The sequence below is a fragment of the Streptomyces sp. NPDC031210 genome (assembly GCF_055570395.1).
Window position 1 is genome coordinate 18,701 of record NZ_JBVIHH010000007.1, and the last position, 23,634, is coordinate 42,334.

Genomic DNA, 23,634 nt, shown 5'->3' on the forward strand with positions numbered 1-23,634 from the left:
AGGAGAGGTGACGTCATGACGGAGCAGACCGGGAAGGCCGGCCAGGCCGACAAGAGCGAGGAGAGCGCACACAAGAAGAACAGGAAAGACGGGAAAGCCGAGAGATATGTGGCGGCCATCGACCAGGGCACGACGTCGAGCCGCTGCATCATCTTCGACCACGACGGTGCGCAGGTGGCCGTCGACCAGCGGGAGCACCGGCAGATCTTTCCCCAGCCGGGCTGGGTGGAGCACGACGCGACCGAGATCTGGTCGAAGGTGCAGGCCGTGGTCGCGGGCGCGCTCGCCAAGGCGGGGCTGCGCGCGGACCAACTCAGCGCGCTGGGCATCACCAACCAGCGGGAGACCACCGTCCTGTGGGACCGGGCCACCGGCCGTCCGGTGCACAACGCGATCGTCTGGCAGGACACCCGCACCGCACAACTGTGCGGGGAACTGGGCGGCGCGGAAGGCCAGGACCGCTTCCGCGAGGCCACCGGGCTGCCGCTGGCCAGCTATTTCTCCGGTCCCAAGGCCGCCTGGCTGCTGGAGACGGTGCCCGGCCTGCGGGCCCGTGCCGAGCGCGGTGAGATCGCCTTCGGCACCATCGACTCCTGGCTGATCTGGAACCTGACGGGCGGTACGGACGGCGGTGTGCACGTCACCGACGTCACCAACGCCGGCCGGACGATGCTGATGAACCTCTCCACCCTCCAGTGGGATCCGGCGATCCTGTCGGCGATGGGGGTGCCGGAGGCGATCCTGCCGGAGATCAGGTCGTCGGCCGAGGTGTACGGCACGGCCGTCGGGCAACTGCACGGCGTTCCGGTGGCCTCGGCGCTCGGCGACCAGCAGGCGGCCGTCTTCGGGCAGACCTGCTTCGGCGTCGGTGAGGCCAAGAACACCTACGGCACCGGCTCGTTCCTGCTGCTGAACACCGGAAACCGGCCGGTGGCGTCGAAGAGCGGGTTGCTGACGACGATGGGCTACCAGCTCGGCGGTGAGGCGCCGGTGTACTGCCTGGAGGGCGCGATCGCCATCACCGGCGCGCTGGTGCAGTGGTTCCGCGACCAGCTCGGCCTGATCTCCTCGGCCGCCGAGATCGAGTCGCTGGCGGCGAGCGTCCCGGACAACGGCGGGGCGTACATCGTGCCCGCCTTCTCCGGCCTGTTCGCGCCGTACTGGCGTTCCGACGCCCGGGGCGTGATCACCGGGCTGACCGGTTTCGTCAACAAGGGGCATCTGGCGCGCGCCGTGCTGGAGGCGACGAGCTGGCAGACCCGCGAGGTCGTGGACGCCATGTACCAGGACTCGGGCGTACGGCTCACCCAGCTCAAGGTCGACGGCGGCATGACGGCCAACAATCTGCTGATGCAGCACCAGGCGGACGTCCTGGGCGTGCCGGTGATCCGTCCGGTCATCCCGGAGACGACGTGCCTGGGCGCGGCCTACGCGGCCGGGCTGGCCACCGGCGTGTGGCAGGACCTGGACGAGCTGAAGGCGTACTGGAAACGTGACGCGGAGTGGACGCCGCGGATGACGGAGGCGGCCCGGGAGGAGGAGTACGCCAACTGGCACAAGGCGGTGGAGCGGAGCTTCGGCTGGCTGTCCGAGCACGGCGGTCCGAAGGCGTAGGCGTCCGCCCGGTCGGGTGTACGGTCCGCGTCCCGGACGGCGGGGTGCGGGCCGCACGGCCGGGTGGACGGCGTGCGGCTGTGTGTATGCCCGGCGTGTCCGGGCGGCCTGCCCGTAGGGATGCTCAGGGCAGGGCGGGTTCGCGTCGCCGGGGCGCCAGGCGCATGGCGTGCTCGACCACGGCGATCAGCACCTGGCGGGCGGAGTCCCGGTCCCGCGCGTCGCACAGCGTCACCGGCACCTCGGGGCCCAGGTCCAGGGCCTCCTGGACGCTTTCCACCGGGTACCGCTCGGCGCCGTCGAAGCAGTTGACGGCGACGGTGAAGGGCAGGCCGCGCCGTTCGAAGTAGTCGATGGCGGCGAAGGAGTCGGCCAGCCGCCGGGTGTCGGCGAGGACCACCGCGCCGAGCGCGCCGAGCGCCAGCTCGTCCCACAGGAACCAGAAGCGGTCCTGGCCGGGCGTGCCGAAGAGATAGAGCACCAGCTCGTCGTTGACGGTGATCCGGCCGAAGTCCATCGCGACGGTCGTGGTGGTCTTGGCCTCCACGCCGTGCAGGTCGTCGACCGGCCGGCCCGCTTCGGTCAGGTGCTCCTCGGTGCGCAGCGGTTTGATCTCACTGACGGCACCCACCAGGGTGGTCTTGCCCACCCCGAAACCGCCCGCGACCAGGATTTTGAGAGTCACCGGGTCCGCGGCGGCGGTCCGGCGGCGACGCTCGGAGCGCCCGAAGGACATGGGATTCTTCTCCTGAATTGCCGTGTGTGCACGGGAACTCGACGCCTGTCCCCCAAGAGGTCGGCGAAGGCCCGGGCGGCTGCACAGGCACGGTACAACGTGCCGGTGCGGGGCTTCACCCGAGGGCGGTGGGTCAGTGGTGGCGGCCCAGGTGGTCGAGGATCTTGGGGGTGACCACGTGGGGGACTTCCTCGGGGAGCCAGTGGCTGGCGCCCTGGAGGGCCTCGAAGTGGTACGGGCCGTCCACCCATTCCCCGGTCGACTCCGCCGCGCCGCGGCCCAGCGCGCTGTCCTCGCTGCCCCACAGGAACAGGGTGGGCACGGTGACGCGGCCGGCGGGCACCGCGATGACGTCCTCGGGGGCCCGGTACCAGTTGAGGGTCGCGGTCAGCGCGCCCGGCTCGGCGAGCCGGGCGATGTTGCGCTCCACCAGCGCGGCGGGGACCTTGTCGCGGTAGGCGGCGCGCAGCCGCCGCGCGCCGTCGGCGAGCAGGGTGGTCTCCGCGACGTCGCCCGCCCGGCGGAACAGGCGGACGTAGTCGAGCTGGTGGTACTGCGTCGGGTCCTCGGCGGCGGCGCGGCCCAGCGCCTCCGGGTGCGGGGTGGCCAGCACGCTGAGCGACTTCAGCCGCTCGGGGTGGGCGCCGGCCAGCGCCCAGGCGACCAGGCCGCCCCAGTCGTGGGAGACGAGGTGGAAGCGGCCCGCGCCCTGGGAGTCGGCGAAGGCGAGGGCGTCGGCGACGAGTTCGGGCACGGCGTAGTCGGCGATCCGGGGCGGGCGGGCGCGCGGGGAGTAGCCGCGCTGGTCGACGGCGACGGCACGGTAGCCGGCCGCGCCCAGGGCCGGGAGGACCTCGCTCCAGGAGTCCGCGAATTCGGGCCAGCCGTGCAGCAGGAGGACGAGATCGCCGTCGACCGGTCCGGCCGCCAGGGCGTCGTGGACGTACGGTCCGACCGTGATCTCCAGGCGTTCGAAGGGGGTCGGTCGCGCGTCGGTGGACATGGCGGCGGTCTCCTCGGATGGTGACGGTTGATCGACAAGCACCGTACAGCGGACCGCGCGTCACAGGGCGCGCAGACCGTCGATCACCTCGCGCAGCACCTTCTCGTCCGGCAGCTCGGCCGGGGGGACGGGCCTGCTGACGTGGACGAGTTCGGCGTCCAGCAGATCACCGATGAGCACCCGCACCACCCCGACCGGCAGGTCGAGTTCGGCCGCCAGCTCGGCGACCGACAACGGGGCATGGCGGCACCACTCGACGATGTCGAGGTGCTCGGGCGAGAGCGAGTGGTCGTCGGGGGTCTCCTGCGCCCGGGACTCGGCGATCACCAGCGCGATCAGGTCCAGGCGCCCTTCGGCGGCCGTCCGCGTGCGCCCGCGCGTCATCGCGTACGGGCGGACGACGGGCCCGGCCTCGTCATCAAACCAACGGGCCGCGCCCCGTTCCGGCACGGCCCGGCCACCCTGGTCCCTCATGGCGTCACCGCGTCACCCGCCGGTGGGCAGCCCGGACCGGGGCGCGGTGCCCAGGTGCGTGCCCACGCGCTTGACGAGCAGCGTCATCTCGTAGGCGATCAGCCCGACGTCGGAGTCCGCGTCGGCCAGGACCGCCAGGCAACTGCCGTCACCGGCGGCGCTGACAAAGAGGAACGCGTCGTCCAGCTCGACCATGGTCTGGCGGACCCGGCCGGCGTCGAAGTGGCGGCCGACGCCCTTGGCGAGGCTGTGGAAGCCGGAGGCGACCGCGGCCAGGTGCTCGCCGTCCTCGCGGGTCAGGTCCTTGGACGCCCCGGTGGCCAGCCCGTCGCTGGAGAGGACGAGGGCCTTACGGATGCTGCCGACCCGGTCGACCAGCTCGTCCAGGAGCCAGTTCAGCTCCCCCGAGCCCTTCGACGCGGCCGGTGCGGTGGAAGCTGCTGCCTTCGGTGCGGTCATGGACCGTCCCCTCCCGATGTGGTTCCTGGTGCTGTGGTGCCGCCGTCTTCGTCGTCGCGCGCGGCGGGGCCGTGGGCGGCGGTGTCTCGGGCGGCTTCGGTGCGGTGGTCGTCGTCGTGGTGGTGGGTCGCCGCGGCGGCGCGCGGGGCGTCGCGGCGGGTGGCGGGCCCGGACGCCGTGGCGTCGTCGGGGGTGGCGCCTTCGGCGGTGCCGGCCCGGGCCGCGTCCCCGGGGCCGGTGTCCGCGGCGGCCCCGTGCGGCGGCTCGCCGTTGTCGCGGCGGCCGCGCAGCCAGCCTCGCTGGAGCGAGGCCATCCGGGCACGGACCGCCTCGGCGTCGCGGTCGTCGGGCGTGGCCTCGGCGGCCTGCCGCTCCGTCCCGGCCGCCCGGGCCGCGTCGGCCTTGAGCTGCGGCGCGAGGCTGGCCTGCCGCACCCGGCGGGGCAGCCCGCCCGGCGTGGTCGGCGGCGCGGCGGGCGGGTCCTGGGGCGGCTCGGAGGTGTCCGCCGGGGCCTGCGGGCGGTGTTCGTCCCGCTCGGCGCCGGAGCGCCCGGTGGCCGTCTCGCGGCGGGCGTCGCCGTCCTCGACCGTTCGGCCGTGGTCGGAGATCAGGACCGGCGGCCGGGGGCGGCGCGGCAGCGGGGTCGGCCCGCCGGGCGCCTGGTCGCGGGTCTGCTGGTGCTGCTCACCGGACGGCACGGACGGCACGGGGCCGATGCCGGAGCGCGCGGGGCGGCCGGAAGGGGCGGACGGCCGGCGCCGGTCGCGGCCGGCGCCGCGGGACCGGCCGCGGAAGACGGTGTCCTCGCCGTCGAGCGGACCGAGCTCCTCCGGCCCGAGCGGGGCCTCCAGTTCGACGGGACCGTCGATGAGGGCGGGGTTGTGGCGCTCGCGCTCCGGCAGCGGTATCGGCACCTGGGCCAGCGCGGCCAGCTTGCCCGCCGCGTGCTCCAGTTCGTTGTCGGCCCGGCCGTCCGCGAGGCCGGTGGTGTCCGCCGCCCCGTCCTCGCGCCCGCCTTCCGTGGTCGCGGTGAGGATGGTGCCGGGGATGAAGACGACGGCGGTGGTGCCGCCGTACGGGGAGGGCTGGAGCGAGACCCGTACGCCCTGCCGCTGGGCGAGCCGGCTGACGACGAACAGGCCCAGCCGGTCGGTGTCGGACAGTTCGAACTCGGGGGTTTCGGCGAGCCGGAGGTTGGCGTCCAGCAGCAGGTCGGGGGCCATGCCCAGGCCGCGGTCGTGGATCTCCAGGGTGAAGCCGTTGGCGACCCGCTCGCCGAGCACCTGGACGGCGGTGTGCGGCGGGGAGAAGACGGTGGCGTTCTCCAGGAGTTCGGCGATCAGGTGCGTGAGGTCGGAGACGGCGGGGCCGTCCACCGCCAGGCGCGGCAGCCGACGTACCTCGATCCGCTCGTAGTCCTCGACCTCGGCGACGGCCGCGCGCACCACGTCCATCAACTGGATCGGCTTGCGCCACTGCCGGGAGGGGGCCGCGCCGGAGAGGATGACCAGGCCCTCGGCGTGGCGGCGCATGCGGGTGGTCATGTGGTCGAGGCGGAAGAGGTCGGCGAGTTCGTCGGTGTCCTCGGTGCGCCGTTCCATGGCGTCCAGGAGGGTGAGCTGGCGGTGCAGGAGGACCTGGCTGCGGCGGGCGAGGTTGACGAACACCTCCGAGACGCCGCGGCGCATGTCCGCCTGTTTGACGGCGGCCTCGACGGCGGCCCGCTGGAGGGTGTTGAGCGCCTGGCCCACCTGCCCCATCTCGTCGGAGCCGAATTCGAGCCGGGGGGCTTCGGTCTCCACGTCGACCTGTTCGCCGGCGGCCAGCCGGCGCATGACGCTGGGCAGCCGGACGCCGGAGACCTCGTGGGCGGCCTTGCGCAGCCGCGTCAGGTCCTTGACGAGCCGGCGGCCGATCCGGAACGAGACGATGACGGAGACCAGGAGGGCGATGAAGCCGAGGACGCCGGCGATGCCGGCCTTCAGGACGACGGCGGTGGCGACCGGTTCCACGCGTTCCTGGTAGCGGTCGCCGGCGTCCTTGCCCATCCGTTCGAGGTCGTCGAGGACCTTCTGCGCGGAGGTGTGCCAGCGGCCGGGGTTGACGGCGCGCGGGGCGTCACGCGCGCCGGCGGCGATGGCGCGGTCCTCGTAGGAGGTGATCTCGCGGGCGTTGGCGGTGCGCCAGTAGTCCTCGTAGAGGCCCCGCTCCTTGACGGGCATGATGGGCAGGCTGGTGCCGTACAGGACCCGGCGCTCCGCGACCCGGTCGGAGACGGCACGCAGGTCGCGCGCGCTCATGCTGCCGGAGGCCAGTGCGGCGGACATCAGGGCGTCCTCGCGGGAGAACGCCTCCCGAGCGCGGGTGATGTTGACCAGCGCGCGGCCCTGTTTGTCCATCTCGACGTTCTCCAGGGCGTGGAGGGCGGCGAGGAAGTCGTAGTGGGGGTCGACGAGGGCGTTGTAGGCCTCCATGGCCTCGTCGCGGGTGACGGTGTTGTTCTCGACCTGGCGGCGCAGGGACCCGAGGCCGGCCAGCCCCTTGACGACGCTGTCCATCCGGTCGCCGGCGTCGCCCGCCAGGTCCCGCCGTACGTCGGGGTCCACCGCGTTGGCGCGGAGCCGGGCGACGCGTGCGTCGGTGGCGTGGGTGCGCCGGCGCAGTTCGGTCAGCGCGTCGGCGCCGCGGCGGTCGGCGAGATAGAGCAGGCTCTGCCGGCGTTCGCTCTGGAGAGCCTGGACGAGGTCCTCGGCGGGATACCCCACATTGCGGATGACGTTGCCGACATCGAGTAGCTGGTTGGCCTCACGCCCGGTGAGATAGGTCGCGAACGCCCACATGGCCGTCAGGGACACCAGCGGCACGAGCAGCAGCGCCACGATCTTCCGGCGGATCGACTTCCCGCGAAAGCGCATGGCCTCCCCTACGTCAACCCCGGCGCACGGGGGTGGTGTTCCGTCAACAAACGGCGCGAGCCTACTACTGTCGGGTGACGAACCCGAAGGGCTGTCCAAGCCTTGTGGAAAGGGGGCGGGGCGGGATCGTCACGAGTTGTCCGTCGATTCCCGGACAACACACCCGCCGATCACCTCCGGGCCGACCTCGGCGCGGTCCGGTCGTGCGCGGGGGCGGTGGTCCGGTTGGCCGGTTTTCCGCTCCCCGGGCGCGCGCGGCCCGGCCCGGTGCGTGACCATGAGGGGACCGGGCCCGAAACGGCGGGCATGTGCCGGGGAAAACCGGGCAGCCACCGAGAAGTCGGACAGGCGGGGAAGCGCGGGGAGTGTGACACGTTCATGGACACCGGCAGGCGTCCCTTGTGGCAGGAGGAGCCGGCGACCCGGCGGCGGATGCCGGATCCGGTACGCACGGCCGCGGTGCGGGCCGTCATCATCGTGGCGCTCACCCTGACCCAGGCCATGGTGGCGTTCCTGTGCACGCTGGCGGGTTCGTGGCTGGCCTTCCCGGCGGTGATCAGCACGGTGGTCAGCACGATCGTGGCGACGTGGGCGGTGCTGGACGTGTGGGTGACCCGCCAGGTGTGGGTGCAGCGCAACGGGGTGTGGTCGCAGCCGAGCAGTACCGCCCGTGAGCTGCGCCGCGAGCGGCGGCGGGCGCGCCGCCAGGAGGGGCGGGAGTCCCGGGAGGGGCCGTCCCGCGTGGACGGCGCGGCGGCCTGAGGTCCGCGTACGGGGTGGGACGCGGAGCCCGAACAGGGCCGCGTGCGGCGGGCATTCGACGAGGCGGCCTTCTACCTGGCGGCGAGTATCTGGTCCCCCTCGCGCTCATCGGTATCATGGCGTTCTGAATAACGCATCGCAGCGCGTGATGCGCAACAGACTCCGAGCCGGGCAGCGGGCCGTCAGGGGCGTGCCGGCAGATGGCCTCAGACGCGCCCCGCCAAGGGGCGACCGGGTGGTGACGCGAAGACCCATGCCGAACACGACCGATACACCAGAGGACCGCGCCGAGGAGCGCCGCGCGGGCGCCGGATCCGTCCAGTCCGTCGACCGCGCGGTGAGCGTCCTGGAGATCCTCGCCCGCCTGGGCGAGGCCGGGGTGACCGAGATCTCCGAGGAGCTCGGGGTCCACAAATCCACCGCCTTCCGGATCCTGGGGGTCCTGGAGAACCGGGGGCTGGTCGAGCAGGAGAGGGACCGCGGCAAGTACTTCCTGGGCGCGGGGGTGCTGCGGCTGGCCGGCGCCGCGGCGATCCGGCTGGACATCTCCCAGGAGGGGCAGCCGGTGTGCCGGGCGCTCGCCGACGACACCGGCGAGACCGCCAACATCGCGGTGCTGGACGGGGACGCGGCCGTCAACATCATGCAGGCCAGGGGCGCCGCCGCGGTGACCGCCTACAACTGGCTCGGCCGCCGCACGCCGCTGCACGCCACCGCCAGCGGCAAGGTCCTGCTGGCGCATCTGCCGGCGGAGCGCCGGGAGGCGCTGGTGGCCCGGAAGCTGCCCCGGTTCACCGAGAACACCCTGACCGCGGCCGCTCTGCGCGAGGAGCTGACCGGAGTGATCGAGAACGGCTACGCCCGCACGGCCGAGGAGCTGGAGATCGGGCTGAACGCCGTGGCGGCGCCGGTACGGGCGCACGACGGCGCGGTGATCGGGGCGATCGGTGTCTCCGGGCCCGCGTACCGCATGGAACGCGCGCTGCTCACCGGGCTCGCGGAGCGGTCGGCGAAGGCGGCCGCCGAACTCTCCCGCCGGATGGGGTACGCGGGCTGAGCGGGCGGCGGACCGGCAGCGGAAAACGGCCCCTTGACGGATCGTCGGCGGACTTCCAGCATGTCTCCTATGGCGCATCAGGGCGCGCCATAGGCAACACCCGGGCCACGTAGGCGGATTTCCGGCCGCCGTCGTCGCCCGTGTCGGCGCAGCGCACCACCCCACCCCTCACAGGCATCCGTGCCAACTCCCTGCGCATCCGCCCCTGCCATGACGCAGGCGCCGTTTAGGAGTGAGAGACATGCCGCACGAAGCCCGCGCCTCCGTCGCCGTGAAAAAGGGCGCGCCGGTCGAGACACTGACCGTCCTCGTGCCGGATCCCGGCCCCGGGGAGGTGCTCGTGGCCGTGCAGGCCTGCGGGGTCTGCCATACCGATCTGCACTACCGCGAGGGCGCGATCGGCGAGGACTTCCCCTATCTGCTGGGGCACGAGGCGGCCGGGATCATCGAGGCCACCGGCCCGGACTGCGGGGACCTGAAGCCCGGTGACTATGTGGTGCTGGCGTGGCGGGCACCGTGCGGTGACTGCCGTTCCTGCCGCCGCGGCCGCCCCTGGTACTGCTTCGCCTCCCGCAACGCCGCCCAGCCCATGACCCTGCTGGACGGCACACCGCTGACCGCCGCCCTGGGCATCGGCGCGTTCGCGGAGAAGACCCTGGTCGCGGCCGGGCAGGCGGTGAAGGTCGACGCGTCCGCCCGTCCCGAGGCGGCCGGCCTGATCGGCTGCGGGGTGATGGCCGGCTACGGCGCGGCCGTGCACACCGGCGGTGTGGGCAGCGGCGACACCGTCGCCGTCCTCGGCTGCGGCGGCGTCGGCAACGCCGCCATCGCCGGCGCCTCGCTGGCGGGCGCCCGCCGGATCATCGCCGTCGACATCGACGACAAGAAGCTGGACGCCGCCGAGCGGTTCGGCGCCACCGACACCGTCAACTCCCGGGGCACGGACCCCGTGGAGGCGGTCCGGCGCCTCACCGGCGGCCACGGCGCCGATGTCGTCATCGACGCCGTGGGCCGCCCCGAGACCTACCTCCAGGGCTTCTCCATGCGCGACCTGGCCGGCACCCTCGTCCAGGTCGGCGTCCCCGACCCCGCGATGCGCGTCGAACTGCCCCTGATCGACCTGTTCTCCCGGGGCGGCGCCCTGAAGTCCTCCTGGTACGGCGACTGCCTGCCCAGCCGCGACTTCCCCGTCCTGATCGACCTCTACCTGAGCGGCAAACTCGACCTCGACCGCTTCGTCACCGAAACCGTCCCCCTCCACGGCCTCGAAGACGCCTTCGCCAAGATGCGGCGCGGTCAGGTGCTGCGGTCGGTCGTGGTGCTCTGACCGGGCGCGCGGGCGCCGCCCGGCCGGTGGTCACCTGCCGCCCTCGTCCGGCCCGGACTCCTGCTGGGCGGGCACCCGCGGCGGCTCGTCCGGGCGGCGGTACATCCGCGTCGCCGTGATCTGGCCGTGCACCACCTCGCCGGCCGGGTCCTGCTGCGGCAGACCCGGACGCAGGTGCTCCTCGACGCTGATGTACTTCAGCCCGGCCCGCAGGTCCGCGTCGTTGCGCAGCCGGATGACCAGCGGGAACTCGGCGAGCGCCGTGGTGTCGAACAAGCCGGTGGTGTAGAGCAACTGGACGCCCAGCGCGTCGGCGACGGCGCGCTGGAGCTCCAGCAGGTAGGTGGCGTTGGCGCGGCCGATGGGGTTGTCGAGGAACAGCGTGCCGGCGTGCCGCAGCTTGTCGCGGCCCCGGTCGTTGCTGCGCAGGGCCGCCATCGTGCAGTACAGGGCGATGGCGGCGGTCAGCAGTTGGCCGCCGGAGAAGACGTCGCCCATCTGCCCCACCGGCACCCGTTCGGCGCGCAGCACCGCGTCCGGCTTGAGGATCTCGACGGACACCCCGCGCGGCTGGAGGGCCGCGCCGACCCCGCGCAGCAGCAAGGACATGCCGTCCCGCCGCAGATCGCTGTTCTTCCGGACGGCGCTGCGGGTCGCCTCGTCGATGACCTCGCCCAACCGCTCGGTGAGCGTGGCCTGGTCCGGATCGTCGAAGCGGATCCGCAGGAACTCCTGCCCCGACCACTCCCCCAGCCCTTCGGGGAGCCGGGACAGCCGCTGCGCCGAACGCAGCGTCGTCAGCGAGGACTCCACCAGACCGCGGAGCCGGTCGACGATGCTGTCGCGGTTGCGCTCCAGTTGCTCCAACTCGTCGGTGAGCACCCGCAGCCGGGGCGCGAAGGCCGTCGCCCACTTGGCGGCGTGGTCCGGCAGCGCGGCGGCGGGCAGCTCGCGGATCTGCTGCCGGGCGGGGGTGCGGACCTGCTCGTAGCGGGTGGAGTTGGCGTGCCGTACGAGGATGTCGCTCGCCTCGCGCACCGCGGCCTCGGCGGCGGAGAGGTCGGCGGCGCAGCCCCGCAGGGAGCGTCGGGACTCGGCGGCGGCCTGCCGGGCGTCCTCCAACCGGCCGGCGTACGGCTCGGGCCCCTCACCCGCCGTCTCCTCGCCGTCGTGGTGGTCGCGCAGCAGATCGCGCAGCAGGGCCGCGGTCTCGTCGAAGCCGCCGGCCGCGTCCTCGGCGGCGCGATGGCCGCGCAGCAGCTCCTCATGACGCGTCCGGGCACCGGCCAACGCGTCCGTGGCGGTGGCCAGTTCGCCGGTCGCGGTGCGCAGCAGCTCCTTGGCGCGGTCGGCGTCGGCGGGCACCAGCTCCTCGGGGAGCTCGGTGTGCGCGTCGCCGTCGGTCGGCGCCAGCCGCTCCGCCTCACCGCGCAGCCGGCCTAGCTGCTCACTGGCGGCCGAGGCGCGGGTCTCCAGCATCTGGACGAGCGATTCGGCGCGGGCCGCGGCGGCCTGCCGGGACGGGCCGTCGGCGGCGTCGGGGCTCTGCAGGAGCTGTTCGGCGCGGGTGCGGACCTTGTTGGTGAGGCGGTTGAGCTCGGCCAGGGCCGCGGACTCGTCGCCCTCGGCGCGGGCCTGTTCGGCGCGCAGGTCGGCGCCGACGCCCACCTTTTCGTAGAGCTGGGAGGCGGCACGGTAGGCCTCGCGCAGCGCCGGGAGGGAGGCGGCGGCGCTCTCGGGGGCGGCGCCCAGGTCGTCGGGGACACCGGCGATCTCGGACCGCTCGGCGCGCAGCGCGCGGGCGGTACGGCGGGCGTCGTCGGCGGCGCGCTGCGCGGCCCTGCGGTCCTCGTCGGCGGCCCGTGCGCGGTCCACGCACTCCTCGGCGCGCGCCTCGAACTCGGCCGCCTCGTCGGCCAGTTCGCGCAGGCGGGACTGCCAGGCGGCGCGCTCGCGCAGCCGGTGGGCGAGCCCGGCCAGGACGTCGGCGACACGGCGGGCGCGCTGCGCGGCCTCCTGGCGCTCGTCGCGGACCCGGGCGGCCTCCGCCGCGACCTCGTCGGCCTCGGCGCGCAGCGTCCGGGCCTCGGCCAGCTCGGCCGCGGCGTCCCGCGCGGCGGCCTTGGTCCGCTCGGCGGCGGCGGCCAGTTCGGCGAGCCGGCCGGCCGGGCAGCCGGTGCGCCACGAGCCGAGGCGGGCGGCCAGCGCGCGGTCCCCGGCGAGCCGCGCGGCGAGCCGGCGGATCTCCTCGTCGCGCTCTATGGCGCGGGCGCGCAGGGCCTGCCGCTCCTCGTCCGCGGCGGATTCGTCGTGCATGGCCGGGTTCGGCGTGACGAGGAAGACGCTGTGGACGGCCGTGTCCCGCTCGTCGGGGGCCGGGGTGGGGGCGAGCAGGGCCGCGGCGGTGCCGACGGCGACGGCGGAGCGGGGCAGCAGCGCGGCCTGGGCGAGCACCTCGCGGGCCCGGGCGTGCGTCTCGGGGTCGGTGATGATCACGCCGTCGACCAGCTCGGGGCGGGCGGAGAGCACCCGGGCGTGGTCGGCGGGGTCGACGGACTGGGCCAGATAGCGCCAGCCGGGCAGAGCCGGGACGCCGTGCTCGCCGAGATACTCGACGGTGGCCAGGACGTCGGGCCCGGGCGGCAGCAGTCCGCCGTCGCCGAGCGCGCCGAGGATGCGGGCGTCGTCCGCGGCGGCCGTGCGCAGGTCGAAGAGCTGCCGCTCGGCGGCGGTGACGCCCTCCTCCAGGAGTGCGCGCAGGTCGTCGGCGTTGCGGTCCAGCTCTTCGGCGGTGAGCGGGGCCTCGGCCGGGCGGCGCGGGGCGCTGTCGTCCACGGCGGAGGACGTACGGGGGCCGGGCAGCGCGAGGGAGCGGGCGGCGGACTGCGGGAGGCCGAGGAGGTCGGCGAGCCGCTGCTCGGCGCCGATCGCCTCGGCGGCGCCGCGCTCGGCGTCGTACGCGCGCTCGGCGGCCTGCGCGGCGTCCTCGGCGCGGGCCGCGGCCAGTTCGGCGGCGGCGTGCCGGGCGGTGGCCTCCCGGGCCCGGTCGGCGGACTGCCGGGCGGCCTCGCGGGCGGTGTCCCAGGCTTCGACGGCGCTCTTCTCGGCGTCCGAGGCGGCGAGCGCGGCGCGGGCCGGGTCGGCGTCCGGAGCGGTGTCGTCCAGCCAGCCGGCCTCGACGGCCTCGGTGGTCTCCTGGGCGACCTCGGCGAGGCGCTGCTTGAGGTGGTCGGCCTCGCTGCGGGCGCGCTGGGCGTGGGTGGCGGCGGCGGTCGCGTCGCGGTGCGCCGATTCGCCGGCTTCCTGGAGGGCCGCGGAGCGCTCCTCCTCCTCGTTGGCGACGCGCTCGCCGGCTTCGGCGGCGGTGTGCAGGGCGCGGACGAGGTCGGTGGCGGCGGTGGCGCGGGCGGCGAGCGCGGGGGCGGCGTCCCGCTCGGCCTCGCGGATGGCGGCGGCGACGCGGGCGGAGCGGTCGGCGGCGGCGCGGTGGCGCAGCGCGATCTCGGCGGCCTGCCAGGCGCTGTGCAGGGTGCGGGCGTCGTTCAGCTCGCGGCGCTGGGCGGCGGCGCCCTTCTCGGCGGCGGCCAGCGCCAAGGAGGCGTGGCGGTAGGCGAGTTCGGCGGCGACCAGCGCGCGGCGTTCGCGGGTGCGCTCGGCGTCGGTGACGCGGTGCGCGGCGGCGGCGACCTCTTCGGCGAGTTCGGCGGCCCGGCCGCGCTCCTCGGTGCCGCGGGCGTGCAGCCGCTGGGCGAGGGCGCGGGTGCGGCGCTCGGCGCCGGCGTGCACCTCGCGGGCGGTCTCGCGGTGCTCGGCGGCCTCGGCGATCCGGGACAGCAGGTCGAGGGAGCCGGCGGTGAAGTCGCGTTCGGCGGTGAGTTCGGCGCGGCGGCCCAGTTTGTGGGCGAAGCCGTGCACGAGGTCGGCGAGGCCGTCGGTGTCGCGGGTGTCGGTGACGGCGCGCAGCAGCAGGTCGGTGAAGTCGGAGTCGTTCTTGACGGCGAACAGGCCGGCGGCCTCGCCCTCGTCGGCGTTCATCTCGCGCTGGTAGCGGAAGAGTTCGGGGTCCAGGCCGAGGGCGCCGAGGTGTTCGTTCCAGCGTTCGTGGATCTCTTCCCAGACCACGTCGAGGTTGGGGTAGTTCTTCCCGGCCTCGGTCAGGACGTCGCGGAAGCCCTTCATCGTGCGGCGGCGGCCCTGGGCTCCCCAGGCGCCGTCGCCGCCCTCCTGGCGGGGCCGGACGAGGGTGGCCTCGGCGACGGGCAGGGAGTCCAGGCTCATGCCCGGCCCGGGCCGGAAGCTGTACCAGGCCTCGGCGAACTTGCGGGGGTCGTTGGAGACCTGCCGGCCGCGCCATTCGCTGACCTTGCCGACGACGACGCTCTCGCCGGTGAGGACGTGCTGCCACTCCAGGGCGACGTGGCCGCAGTCGTCGGCGAGGAGGAACTTGCGCAGGACGCCGGAGCTGGCGCCGCCGAGGGTGTTGCGGTGTCCGGGCAGCATGACCGAGAAGATCAGCTTGAGCAGGACCGATTTGCCGCCGCCGTTCTCCAGGAAGAGGACGCCCGCGGGGGCGGGGCGGCGCGGCGGGCCGGCCGGTTCGTCCTCGAAGAAGTCCGCCTGGGCCGGGGCCGGGCGGGGCACCGGCGCGCCGACTCCGCGCAGGTCCAGCACGGTGTCGGCGTACCGCGCACCGGCGGGCCCGATGGAGTAGAGGCGGACCCGGGACAGCTCGTACATGGCGGACTCTCGTTGTTCGTGTGGGGCGGTGGTCGGGCGGGGCGGCGGGCGTGGTCAGCGGGAGTGGAAGGGCAGTCCGGCGTCGGCGACGAGATCGAGGTCGTCGGCGTCCTCGCCGGGCAGCAGGGAGGCGCTGCCGTCGGCGACGGCGACGACGCCCAGCTCCAGCAGCTCGGCCATGGCGGCGCTGCCGGCCATGTCGCGGACCTGGAGCTGGTAGCGGGCGGTGGTGCGGTAGGTGCCGCCGGCGTCGTCACCGGTGCGCTGGAGGAAGCCGGAGTCGACGAGGAAGGTGACGGCCTTGGCGATGATGCCGGTGGTCGAGCCGGCCAGCCGCCGGGCGTCCTTCGTGGCGCCGGTCGCGCTGCGCCGGGCGTAGACGCGCCAGGCCGATTCCAGGCCGGGGGCGTCGGTGGCCGGGTCGGTGTTCTCGCCGTCCCGTTCGGCGCGCTCCTCCAGGCGGCGGCAGGCCTGGCGGACGAAGGCGTCGACGCCGTTGACGGTGATCCGGCCGATGTAGCCGTCGTCGGCGAGGTCCTCGGGGCGGGGGAAGGCCAGCGCGGCGACGGCGAGGTGGGCCAGGCCGTGCAGGAAGCGGTCGGCGGAGTCGGCGGAGGCGCGGCGGGCGTAGTCGCCCATCCGGACGGCGAAGACGGAGTCCTCGGCGGCGGTGACGGCCATGCCGGCGCGCGGGGAGACCTCCAGGACGATCAGCCCGAGGCCGGTGGCCACGGCGTCGGCGAGGCGGGCGAAGGCGGGGTCCTCGCGGTAGCGGCGCAGCAGCTCGGCGTATTCGGCGTCGCGGGCGGGCAGCAGCTTGGGCTGGAGCCCGAAGGAGACCAGGCGGGCGGCGTCGGCGGCGTCGGCCGGGCTCAGGGGCGCGGCTCCCGCCGCGGCCGGCTCGGCGGGTGCGGCCGGGGCCCGCTCGCCGGCCGGGGACGCCTCGTCCGGCTGCGGCGCCTCGTCGGCGTCGTACTGGGTCACGGGTGCGGCTCCTTGCGGGGAACGGGCGGGGGGAACGGGAAGAGCCGTGCGTGCGGCGCGGGCGCCGGGTGCCGGGCGGGGCGGCTGGGCATCAGGCCACCTCCGAACGGTCCGCGGCCATCCCGGCCGCGTCCAGCAGGGCGGTGCCGACGATGAGGTCGGCGCCGCCGAATTCCGGGTCGGCCAGCTCGGTGCCGTCGTCGACGGCGAACAGCAGTTGCCGCTCGCCCTGGCGGTAGGCCGTGCCGACCGGCGGGCTGGCGGCGTGCACCGCCAGCAGGGCGACGAGGTAGGGGAGGTCGGGATCGGTGCGGCGGGCGTCGGCGAGGAGCCCGGAGAGCCTGCGGGGCGCCTCGGGCGGCAGGTCGAGCAGTTCCATCGCGGCGTCGAGCTGCTCCTCGCTGAACCGGCTGTCGTCGGGGGTCGCCACCAGGTCCGGTTCGGGCATCGCGGCGCCGAGGTGCTCGCGTTCCGTGGGCGGGGTCAGCAGGACGTCGACGAGGTCGCCGACGCGGACGGCGGAGGGGGTGCGCAGGCCCGTGCCGCGGGCGAAGAAGGCGTCGGTGACGCGGATGGCCCGCTCGGCGGGCAGCGGCAGCAGCGGGGCGAGGAGCTGGCCGTAGAGGTCGAGGCCGGCGCGGGCGGCGGGGGTGGCGAACGCCTGCCGGTCCTGTTCGGCGCGGAAGAGCGGGCCCGCCTCCAGCAGCCGGGACTGGAGCTGGGTGTGGCGGCGGATGCAGTCCTTGACGATGTCGACCAGCTCGGCGGCGCGCCGCTTGTGCTCGCTGGTCTTCTCGTCGACGGCCTCGGCTTCGTCGCGGGCCTTCCGGATATTGGTCAGGATGGCGTTCTCGTGGCGGTAGCGGTCCGCGACGTGGTCCAGGGCCTCGGCGATCATGTCGGGGACGGTCTGGAGCCAGTCGACGGCGCGGACGTCGCGCCGGGTGGCGTCCAGGGTCCTGCGCAGGGCCTCGGCGTACTGCACCGTGCGGTAGCGGGCCTGTTCGGCGGCGAGCTGGGCGTCGGCCAGCCGGCCGCGGTTGATCAGCACCTCCAGCTTGACCTCGGCGGCGATCTGGGCGCTGGTGACGTCCGTGTCGAGGGCGCCGACCAGGACGTTGACCGCTTCGTCGGTGGCTCGCAGATAGACGCTGCCGCCGGGCCCGGGGACCTCTTCGATGAGTTTGAAGTCGTAGTCGCGGCGGACGTAGGCGCCGTCGGGGCCGAAGGTGCCGTAGACGGCGCGGAAGCCGCGGTCCACGCTGCCGACGTTGATCAGGTTCTCCAGGACCCAGCGGGCGACCCGCTCGTGTTCGGCCGCGGGGCGGCCGGGGGTCTGCGCGGCGACGCGCGGGAGCACCTTGGCCACTATTTCCTCGTGGTCGGCGCCGGTGTCGAAGTCCATGTTGAGCGTGACGAGGTCGATGACGGCGAGAGCCACCTCGGCCATGGCGTAGACGCCGTACTCGCCCGCGAGGTTGGCCTTGCGCACGTCGAGGTCGTGCAGCGGCGCGGTGCAGGCCAGGGCGCGCAGCCGGCGGGCCAGGCCCTCGTCGGCGGCCGGGCCCGGCGCGGGCCGGTGCGGCCCGTTGAGCTGGGGCGCGGCGGCCCCGGGGGCGGGAAAAGTCACGTCGCACAGAGTAGGCGGTCGCACTGACAACGGACGAAACGGCGCGGATCGCCTCATGGTCGGACCCGCACGCCGGCCGACGCGTCAGTCTACGGCGTCGGCCGCGCCCGCCGCCCCGGCGCCCCCGTCGCCGATCAGTGGGTGGCCCCTTCGGCGACGCGGAGGTCGGTGCGCGTACGGGCGGCCGTGGCGGCGATCTCGCCGAGCGCGCGGGCGACGTCGGAGACGGGCAGCGAGGGGCGGCCGCCGTCCAGGACCTGTTCGGGTGCGAACGGGACGTGCACGAAACCGCCGCGCAGGCCGGGCAGTTCGGTGGCGATGAGGTGGGCGAGGGCGTAGAAGACGTGGTTGCAGACGAAGGTGCCCGCGGTGTTGGAGACGGAGGCCGGCAGGCCGGCGGCGCGGACCGCCGCCACACACGCCTTGACGGGCAGGGTGGAGAAGTAGGCGGCGGGCCCGCCGGGCACGATCGGTTCGTCGACGGGCCGGGCGCCGGCGGCGTCGGGGATGCGGGCGTCGTCGACGTTGACGGCGACCCGCTCGACGGTGATGTCGGGACGGCCGCCGGCCTGGCCGACGCAGATCACGATCTCGGGGCGGGCCGAGTCGATCGCGGCGCGCAAGGCCCCGCGCACAGCGCCGTAGACGCAGGGCAGCTCGGCGGTGGCCAGGTCGATTCCGGCGGGCGGGTGCGCCGCGGCGGCGCGTACCGCCAGCCAGGAGGGGTTGAGGGATTCGCCGTCGAAGGGCTCGAATCCGGTGAGCAGTACCCGGGTCATACGGGGTCCTCGGCGGGTCGCGGTGGCGGACGGGGCGGGAGCGGGGTAGGTGGCCAGGGGCCGGTGGCCGGTCAGAAGGCGAACAGGGCCATGATCACGATATTGCAGCCGAGGAGGACGCCGGCGGTGGGCAACTGCGCCTTGATCGGTCCGTACTGGTCCTTCAGTTCCAGCAGCGCGGCCGGCACGATGTTGAAGTTGGCGGCCATCGGGGTGACGAGCGTGCCGCAGAATCCGGCGAGCATGCCGATGGCCAGGACGGCGGCGGGATCTCCGTCGAAGTGGCCGATCAGGACGGGCCAGCCGACGGCGGCGGTCATCACGGGGAAGGCGGCGAAGGCGTTGCCCATGATGACGGTGAACAGGAACATGCCCACGCAGTAGACGACGACCGCGACGTAGAGCGAGTCCTTGGGCAGCACGGAGGCGGTGAGCCTGCCGACCTGGTCGCCGACGCCGGAGACCTGGAAGATGGCGCCGAGGGTGGCCAGCATCTGGGGCAGCAGCATCGCCCAGCCCATCGCCTCCAGCATGGACCGGCCGGACTCCACGGGCACCGAGATCCGCTTCTCCCGCAGCATGATCATGGCGACGGCCAGCGCGGCGACGGCGCCGATGCCCAGGCCCAGGATGGTCTCGCTGCCCTCCTGGAGGACCGGTTCGCCCGCGATGGTCAGGTGTTTGACGCCGACGGCGCAGGCCATGGCGACGGCCGGGATGGTCAGGGCGGGCACGAACAGCTTGTTGCCGAGGGCGGCGGCGCTGGCGGTGCGCTGCCGGTCGGTGGTGGTGCGCGGGACGCCGCGGCCGGTGAAGCCGAAGCCGGCGAGGACGGCCATCAGGAGGACGGCGGCGCCGAGCGGCTCGGCGGGCGCCTGTTTGGTGACGACCCAGCCGCTGTAGATGAAGCCGGCGCCGATCAGTCCCCAGAAGGCGCCGGTGCCCAGGCGCTTGGGGTTGCTGCGGTCGGTGAGCATCTGGGCGGCCATCACCAGGAAGCTGAGGCCGACCAGCCAGTAGAACCACTCTGCCTTGATCACTGGGCGGCCTCCACGGCGGCGGTTTCGGCGTTGGCGACGAGCAGTTCGCGCTCCAGGCGGCGGTCCAGGCGCAGCAGTCGCCCGCCGTGGACGAGGAACGCGCACACGGCGGTGGGGATCGCCCACAGCGCGAGGTGCAGCGGTTCGAGGTGGGTGCCGTAGGTGGTGTTGACGAAGCCGGTGATCAGCAGGATCGAGCCGACGGCCAGGAAGACGTCCTCGCCGAAGAACAGGCCGACGTTGTCGGCGCTGGCGGAGAACGACCGGACCTTCTCCCGGGTCCGCTCCGGAAGTGGGCCGAAGCGGCGCTCGGCGGCGCCCTCGGCCATCGGGACGGCGAGCGGGCGGACGGTCTGGGCGTGGCCGAAGACGTTGGTCAGGCCGACCGCGGCGCCGATCTGCCGCAGCCCCAGGTAGAGGGCGAGGAAGCGTCCGGTGGTGAGCCTGCCGAACCGGGCGATGAGGTTGCGGGCCTGCTCCCGCAGGCCGTAGCGCTCCAGCAGGCCGATCACCGGGAGGGTGACGGCGAAGATGGTCACCGCCCGGCTGCCGGCGAAGCCTTCGCCGAAGGCGGCGAGCACCTTGCCGGGGCTCAGACCGCCCAGGAGGCCGGTGGCGATGCCCGCCACCCCCACGACCAGGAGGGGGTTGCGTTTCGTGGCGAAGCCGATCACGACCACGAGTACGCCGAGGAGCACGATCATGGGTCCGCCTTCCGCGTACGGGGCCCCACGGGTTCGTGAGGAGAGGGGTAAAGGTTGCTGCGGAGGCTAGGCGATTGTTCAACGATCCGACAAGGGGTGCGGGCGGACGGACCTCGGCCCCGCGCGCTCCTCGACCCCGCGCGATTCTCAGCCCTGGGCGATGCGTTGGGCGTACGCGCCCGACAACTGGCCCCGCGAGTCCTCCAGATAGGACGCCAGCAGCCGCTCGGCCTCGGCCGCGTCACCCGCCTGGAGCGCCTCCACGATCTGGCGGTTGCGGGTCAGGTACGGCGCGTGGAAGCGCCGCGGGTCGTCCATGACGTGGAAGACCAGCCGGAGTTCGGCCAGCACCCCGCGCATCAGCTCGTCCGTGCGCGGACTGCCGGCCAGCGCCACGACCGCCTGGTGGAAGCGGATGTTCGCGGTCGAGAGGTCCTGCCAGGCCCGCTCCCGGGAGGCCCGCTCGCCCGCCCGTACGGCCGCCTCGATCGCCGCCACGGCGCGGTCCGTCGCGGCGTCGTACGGCCCCTGCCCCAGCCCGCGGACGGCCGCGCACTCCACCAGGGCGCGCACCCGGTAGATGTCGTCCAGGTCCTCGACGGTCACCACCCGCACGAACACCCCGCGGTTGAGTTCGTGCACCAGCAGCCGCTCGTGCGTCAGCAGCCGGAACGCCTCGCGCAGGGTGTTGCGCGAGACGCCCAGCGCGCCGCCGATGCTCTCCTCCGACAGCCGCGCGCCGGGCGGGAAGTAGCCCTCGGCGATCCGGTCGCGCAGGATGTCGGCGACCCGTTCGGCCGTGCTGGAGCGCCCGAGCAGGGGGCGGTCGGTCTCCAGTCCCGAGACCTCCGCGAGCCGCCGCTGATCGTTCTTCGCCACTCCGCCGGCCATGCCGCTCCCCGCTGTCGCCTCTGGCGCCGTTTCACCCGAAGTCAATCCCAGAAGACAGCACGAAACAACACACCTCTTGTCGGATCGTTCAACGATCCCTTACGTTGGGCCGCAACGCCGGTCGGCCCGAGTGCCCTCGGAGGAGAGTCACTACGGATACGGGCCGGCCGGCCACGAACCGAGCACCTCTGGAACGGACCCACATGAGCGACGCGGTGGCCCCCGCTGTGACGAGCGCCGACGCCGAGGGCGCCGGTGACCCCGCCGACGCCGTCATCGACCTCAACGCCGACCTCGGCGAGGGCTTCGGCCGCTGGCAGCTCACCGACGACGAGGCGCTGCTGTCCGTCGTGACCAGCGCGAACGTCGCCTGCGGCTTCCACGCCGGCGATCCCGCCACGATGCGGCGGGTGTGCGAGCTGGCCGCCGAGCGCGGCGTGGTCATCGGCGCCCAGGTCTCCTACCGCGACCTGGCCGGGTTCGGCCGCCGCGCGATGGACCTGCCGCCCGACGAGCTGGCCGCCGAAGTCGCCTACCAGATCGGCGCGTTGGAGGTCTTCGCGCGCGCCGCCGGGGCCCGCGTCGGCTACGTCAAACCGCACGGCGCGCTCTACAACCGCTGCGTGCGCGACGAGGAGCAGGCCGGCGCCGTCATCGACGGTGTCCGCACCGCGGGCGGCGCCCTGCCGGTCCTGGGCCTGGCGGGCTCCCGGCTCCACGAGGCGGCGCGGCGGGCCGGGCTGCCCGTCGTCGGCGAGGCGTTCGCCGACCGCGCCTACACCGCCGAGGGCACCCTCGTCCCGCGCCGCGAGGCCGGAGCGGTGATCCACGACCCGGACGAGGTCGTCAAGCGCGCCCTGGGCATGGCCCGCGACCACACCGCCACCTCTCTCGACGGCCGGCCGGTCCCGGTCAGCGCCCGGTCGCTGTGCCTGCACGGCGACACCCCGGGCGCCGCCGCGCTCGCCCGCCGGGTACGGTCCGAACTGGCCGCCGCCGGGGTGCGCGTACGGAGCTTCGTGTGAGGCCGCTGCCCGTCGGCGAACACGGGCTGCTCATCGAACTGGACAGCGCCGGCGACGTCGAGGCGCTGCACGCCGAACTGCTGCGCCGGGCCGCCGCCGGCACCCTGCCCTCGGTGCGCGAGATCGTGCCCGCCGCCCGCACGGTGCTCCTCGACGGGCTCGCCGACCCCTACGGCTTCGCCGCCGAACTGGCCGGCTGGGAGATTCCCCACCTCGCCGCGGGCGACCGCCCCGCCGTCGAGATCCCGGTCCGCTACGACGGCCCCGACCTCGCCGAGGTCGCCGCCCTGTGGGACGTCGCCCCCGCGGAAGTGGCGCGGCTGCACTCCACCACCTCCTTCCGGGTCGCGTTCTGCGGCTTCGCCCCCGGCTTCGGCTATCTGACCGGCCTGCCCCAGGCGCTGCACGTCCCGCGCCGGGCCACTCCGCGTACCCGCGTCCCCGTGGGCTCGGTCGCCCTCGCCGGCCCGTACACCGGCGTCTACCCCCGCTCCTCCCCCGGCGGCTGGCAGCTCATCGGCACCACCGACACCGTGCTGTGGGACCCGCGGCGCGAACCGGCGGCACTGCTGGCTCCCGGCACCCGCGTCCGCTTCGTCCCCCAGGACGCGCCGTGACGGACCGCGCCTTCTCGGTGGTCCGGGCCGGCGCGCTCACCACCGTCCAGGACCTGGGCCGCCCCGGCCACGCGCACCTGGGTGTGCCGCGCTCCGGCGCGCTCGACGAGCCCGCGCACCGCCTGGCCAACCGCCTGGTCGGCAACCCCGAAGCGGCCGCCGCACTCGAAACCACGCTGACGGGCTGCGCCGTCCGCGTCCGGTCGGCCACCACCGTCGCGGTCGCGGGCGCCCCCTGCCCGGTGACCGTCGACGGCCGGCCCGCCCCCTGGGGGGCACCGGTCCGCGTCCCGGCGGGCGCCGTCCTGGACGCCGGTCCCGCCACCCACGGCCTGCGCTCGTACCTGGCGTTCGCCGGCGGCATCACTTCCGAGCCGGTCCTCGGCAGCCGCGCCGCCGACCTGCTCTCCGGCCTCGGCCCTGCCCCGCTCACCGACGGCGCGGTACTCCCCCTCGGTGCGCCGGCCCGCCCGCCGGCCGGCGCCGACGCCGTGCCCCACCCCGGCCCGGTCACCGAACTCGTCCTGCCCTTCCTCCCCGGCCCCCGCGCCACCTGGTTCACCGACCGGGGCCTGCGCACCCTGGTCACCGGCCGGTTCCGCGTCTCGGCCGCCGGCAACCGCATCGGCCTGCGCACCGAGGGCCCGCCCCTGGAGCGCGCCCGGCCCGGCGAACTCCCCAGTGAGGGCATGGTGCTGGGCGCGCTCCAGGTCCCGCCCGACGGCCTCCCGGTGCTCTTCCTCCACGACCACCCCACCACCGGCGGCTATCCCGTCATCGGCGTCGTCCCCGAGCGCTGCCTGCCGCCCGCCGCCCAGGCCGTCCCCGGCACCCCGGTCCGGTTCGTGCCGCTGCGCCCGCGGCGGCTCGCCGCGTAGGC

Annotated in this window: 19 protein-coding genes; 7 read left to right on the forward strand and 12 right to left on the reverse strand. The window is 74.6% G+C overall.

Annotated features, from left to right (window positions below):
• Nucleotides 1-15 precede the first annotated feature (15 nt).
• The gene (gene glpK, locus ACZ45Z_RS14730; protein WP_468361716.1) at nt 16-1,614 is read left to right on the forward strand and encodes a glycerol kinase GlpK; all 1,599 of its coding nucleotides are present in this window, start codon (nt 16-18) and stop codon (nt 1,612-1,614) included.
• Nucleotides 1,615-1,738: 124 nt separating this feature from the next.
• On the opposite strand, the gene ACZ45Z_RS14735 is transcribed toward glpK, so the two are convergent.
• From ACZ45Z_RS14735 to ACZ45Z_RS14755, 5 genes are all read right to left on the reverse strand, one after another.
• Nucleotides 1,739-2,350: a GTP-binding protein gene (locus ACZ45Z_RS14735; RefSeq protein WP_468361720.1), complete on the reverse strand. Its 612-nt coding sequence runs from the start codon at nt 2,348-2,350 to the stop codon at nt 1,739-1,741.
• Between the two features lie 133 nt (nt 2,351-2,483).
• Entirely contained in the window at nt 2,484-3,353 is an 870-nt protein-coding gene (locus tag ACZ45Z_RS14740; RefSeq protein WP_468361723.1) for an alpha/beta fold hydrolase, read from the reverse strand.
• 60 nt (nt 3,354-3,413) lie between these two features.
• Nucleotides 3,414-3,827 (reverse strand): DUF742 domain-containing protein, encoded by a 414-nt coding sequence (locus tag ACZ45Z_RS14745; RefSeq protein ID WP_468361726.1) that lies wholly within the window; start codon nt 3,825-3,827, stop codon nt 3,414-3,416.
• A 12-nt stretch (nt 3,828-3,839) separates the two neighbouring features.
• The gene (locus ACZ45Z_RS14750) at nt 3,840-4,286 is read right to left on the reverse strand and encodes a roadblock/LC7 domain-containing protein (protein ID WP_468361729.1); all 447 of its coding nucleotides are present in this window, start codon (nt 4,284-4,286) and stop codon (nt 3,840-3,842) included.
• A complete protein-coding gene (locus ACZ45Z_RS14755) occupies nt 4,283-7,201 on the reverse strand; it encodes a sensor histidine kinase (RefSeq protein ID WP_468361732.1) in 2,919 nt (972 codons plus the stop codon). The genes ACZ45Z_RS14750 and ACZ45Z_RS14755 overlap by 4 nt, the downstream gene beginning before the upstream one ends.
• A gap of 306 nt (nt 7,202-7,507) precedes the next feature.
• On the opposite strand from ACZ45Z_RS14755, the gene ACZ45Z_RS14760 reads away from it, so the two are divergent.
• From ACZ45Z_RS14760 to ACZ45Z_RS14770, 3 genes are all read left to right on the forward strand, one after another.
• On the forward strand, nt 7,508-7,963 hold the full coding sequence (locus tag ACZ45Z_RS14760; protein ID WP_468361735.1) for a hypothetical protein: 456 nt from the start codon (nt 7,508-7,510) through the stop codon (nt 7,961-7,963).
• A gap of 253 nt (nt 7,964-8,216) precedes the next feature.
• Nucleotides 8,217-9,020: an IclR family transcriptional regulator gene (locus ACZ45Z_RS14765; RefSeq protein WP_468361737.1), complete on the forward strand. Its 804-nt coding sequence runs from the start codon at nt 8,217-8,219 to the stop codon at nt 9,018-9,020.
• Between the two features lie 241 nt (nt 9,021-9,261).
• Complete coding sequence (locus ACZ45Z_RS14770; RefSeq protein WP_468361740.1) at nt 9,262-10,347, forward strand: S-(hydroxymethyl)mycothiol dehydrogenase; 1,086 nt, start codon at nt 9,262-9,264, stop codon at nt 10,345-10,347.
• Nucleotides 10,348-10,377: 30 nt separating this feature from the next.
• Here ACZ45Z_RS14770 and ACZ45Z_RS14775 read toward each other — a convergent pair whose 3' ends face one another.
• From ACZ45Z_RS14775 to ACZ45Z_RS14805, 7 genes are all read right to left on the reverse strand, one after another.
• Complete coding sequence (locus ACZ45Z_RS14775; RefSeq protein WP_468361743.1) at nt 10,378-15,084, reverse strand: coiled-coil domain-containing protein; 4,707 nt, start codon at nt 15,082-15,084, stop codon at nt 10,378-10,380.
• Nucleotides 15,085-15,138: 54 nt separating this feature from the next.
• Nucleotides 15,139-16,068: a hypothetical protein gene (locus ACZ45Z_RS14780; RefSeq protein ID WP_468361746.1), complete on the reverse strand. Its 930-nt coding sequence runs from the start codon at nt 16,066-16,068 to the stop codon at nt 15,139-15,141.
• A gap of 91 nt (nt 16,069-16,159) precedes the next feature.
• Nucleotides 16,160-17,698 carry a hypothetical protein gene (locus ACZ45Z_RS14785; protein WP_468361749.1) on the reverse strand — a complete coding sequence of 513 codons (1,539 nt, stop codon included), beginning with the start codon at nt 17,696-17,698 and terminating at the stop codon, nt 16,160-16,162.
• 134 nt (nt 17,699-17,832) lie between these two features.
• A complete protein-coding gene (gene pcp, locus ACZ45Z_RS14790) occupies nt 17,833-18,477 on the reverse strand; it encodes a pyroglutamyl-peptidase I (protein ID WP_468361752.1) in 645 nt (214 codons plus the stop codon).
• A gap of 71 nt (nt 18,478-18,548) precedes the next feature.
• A complete protein-coding gene (locus tag ACZ45Z_RS14795) occupies nt 18,549-19,517 on the reverse strand; it encodes a DUF979 domain-containing protein (protein WP_468361755.1) in 969 nt (322 codons plus the stop codon).
• Nucleotides 19,514-20,221 carry a DUF969 domain-containing protein gene (locus tag ACZ45Z_RS14800; protein ID WP_468361758.1) on the reverse strand — a complete coding sequence of 236 codons (708 nt, stop codon included), beginning with the start codon at nt 20,219-20,221 and terminating at the stop codon, nt 19,514-19,516. Before ACZ45Z_RS14800 ends, ACZ45Z_RS14795 begins: the two co-directional genes overlap by 4 nt.
• Nucleotides 20,222-20,368: 147 nt before the next feature.
• Nucleotides 20,369-21,112: a GntR family transcriptional regulator gene (locus tag ACZ45Z_RS14805; protein WP_468361761.1), complete on the reverse strand. Its 744-nt coding sequence runs from the start codon at nt 21,110-21,112 to the stop codon at nt 20,369-20,371.
• Nucleotides 21,113-21,315: 203 nt separating this feature from the next.
• On the opposite strand from ACZ45Z_RS14805, the gene ACZ45Z_RS14810 reads away from it, so the two are divergent.
• From ACZ45Z_RS14810 to ACZ45Z_RS14820, 3 genes are read left to right on the forward strand one after another with little or no spacing between them, the layout of a single operon-like run.
• Nucleotides 21,316-22,137, forward strand: coding sequence for a LamB/YcsF family protein (locus ACZ45Z_RS14810; protein WP_468361764.1), 822 nt, complete (start codon nt 21,316-21,318; stop codon nt 22,135-22,137).
• Complete coding sequence (pxpB, locus tag ACZ45Z_RS14815) at nt 22,134-22,754, forward strand: 5-oxoprolinase subunit PxpB (RefSeq protein WP_468361767.1); 621 nt, start codon at nt 22,134-22,136, stop codon at nt 22,752-22,754. The genes ACZ45Z_RS14810 and pxpB overlap by 4 nt, the downstream gene beginning before the upstream one ends.
• Nucleotides 22,751-23,632, forward strand: a complete 882-nt coding sequence (locus ACZ45Z_RS14820) for a 5-oxoprolinase subunit C family protein (RefSeq protein ID WP_468361770.1) — start codon at nt 22,751-22,753, stop codon at nt 23,630-23,632. The genes pxpB and ACZ45Z_RS14820 overlap by 4 nt, the downstream gene beginning before the upstream one ends.
• The last annotated feature ends 2 nt before the right edge of the window (nt 23,633-23,634 follow it).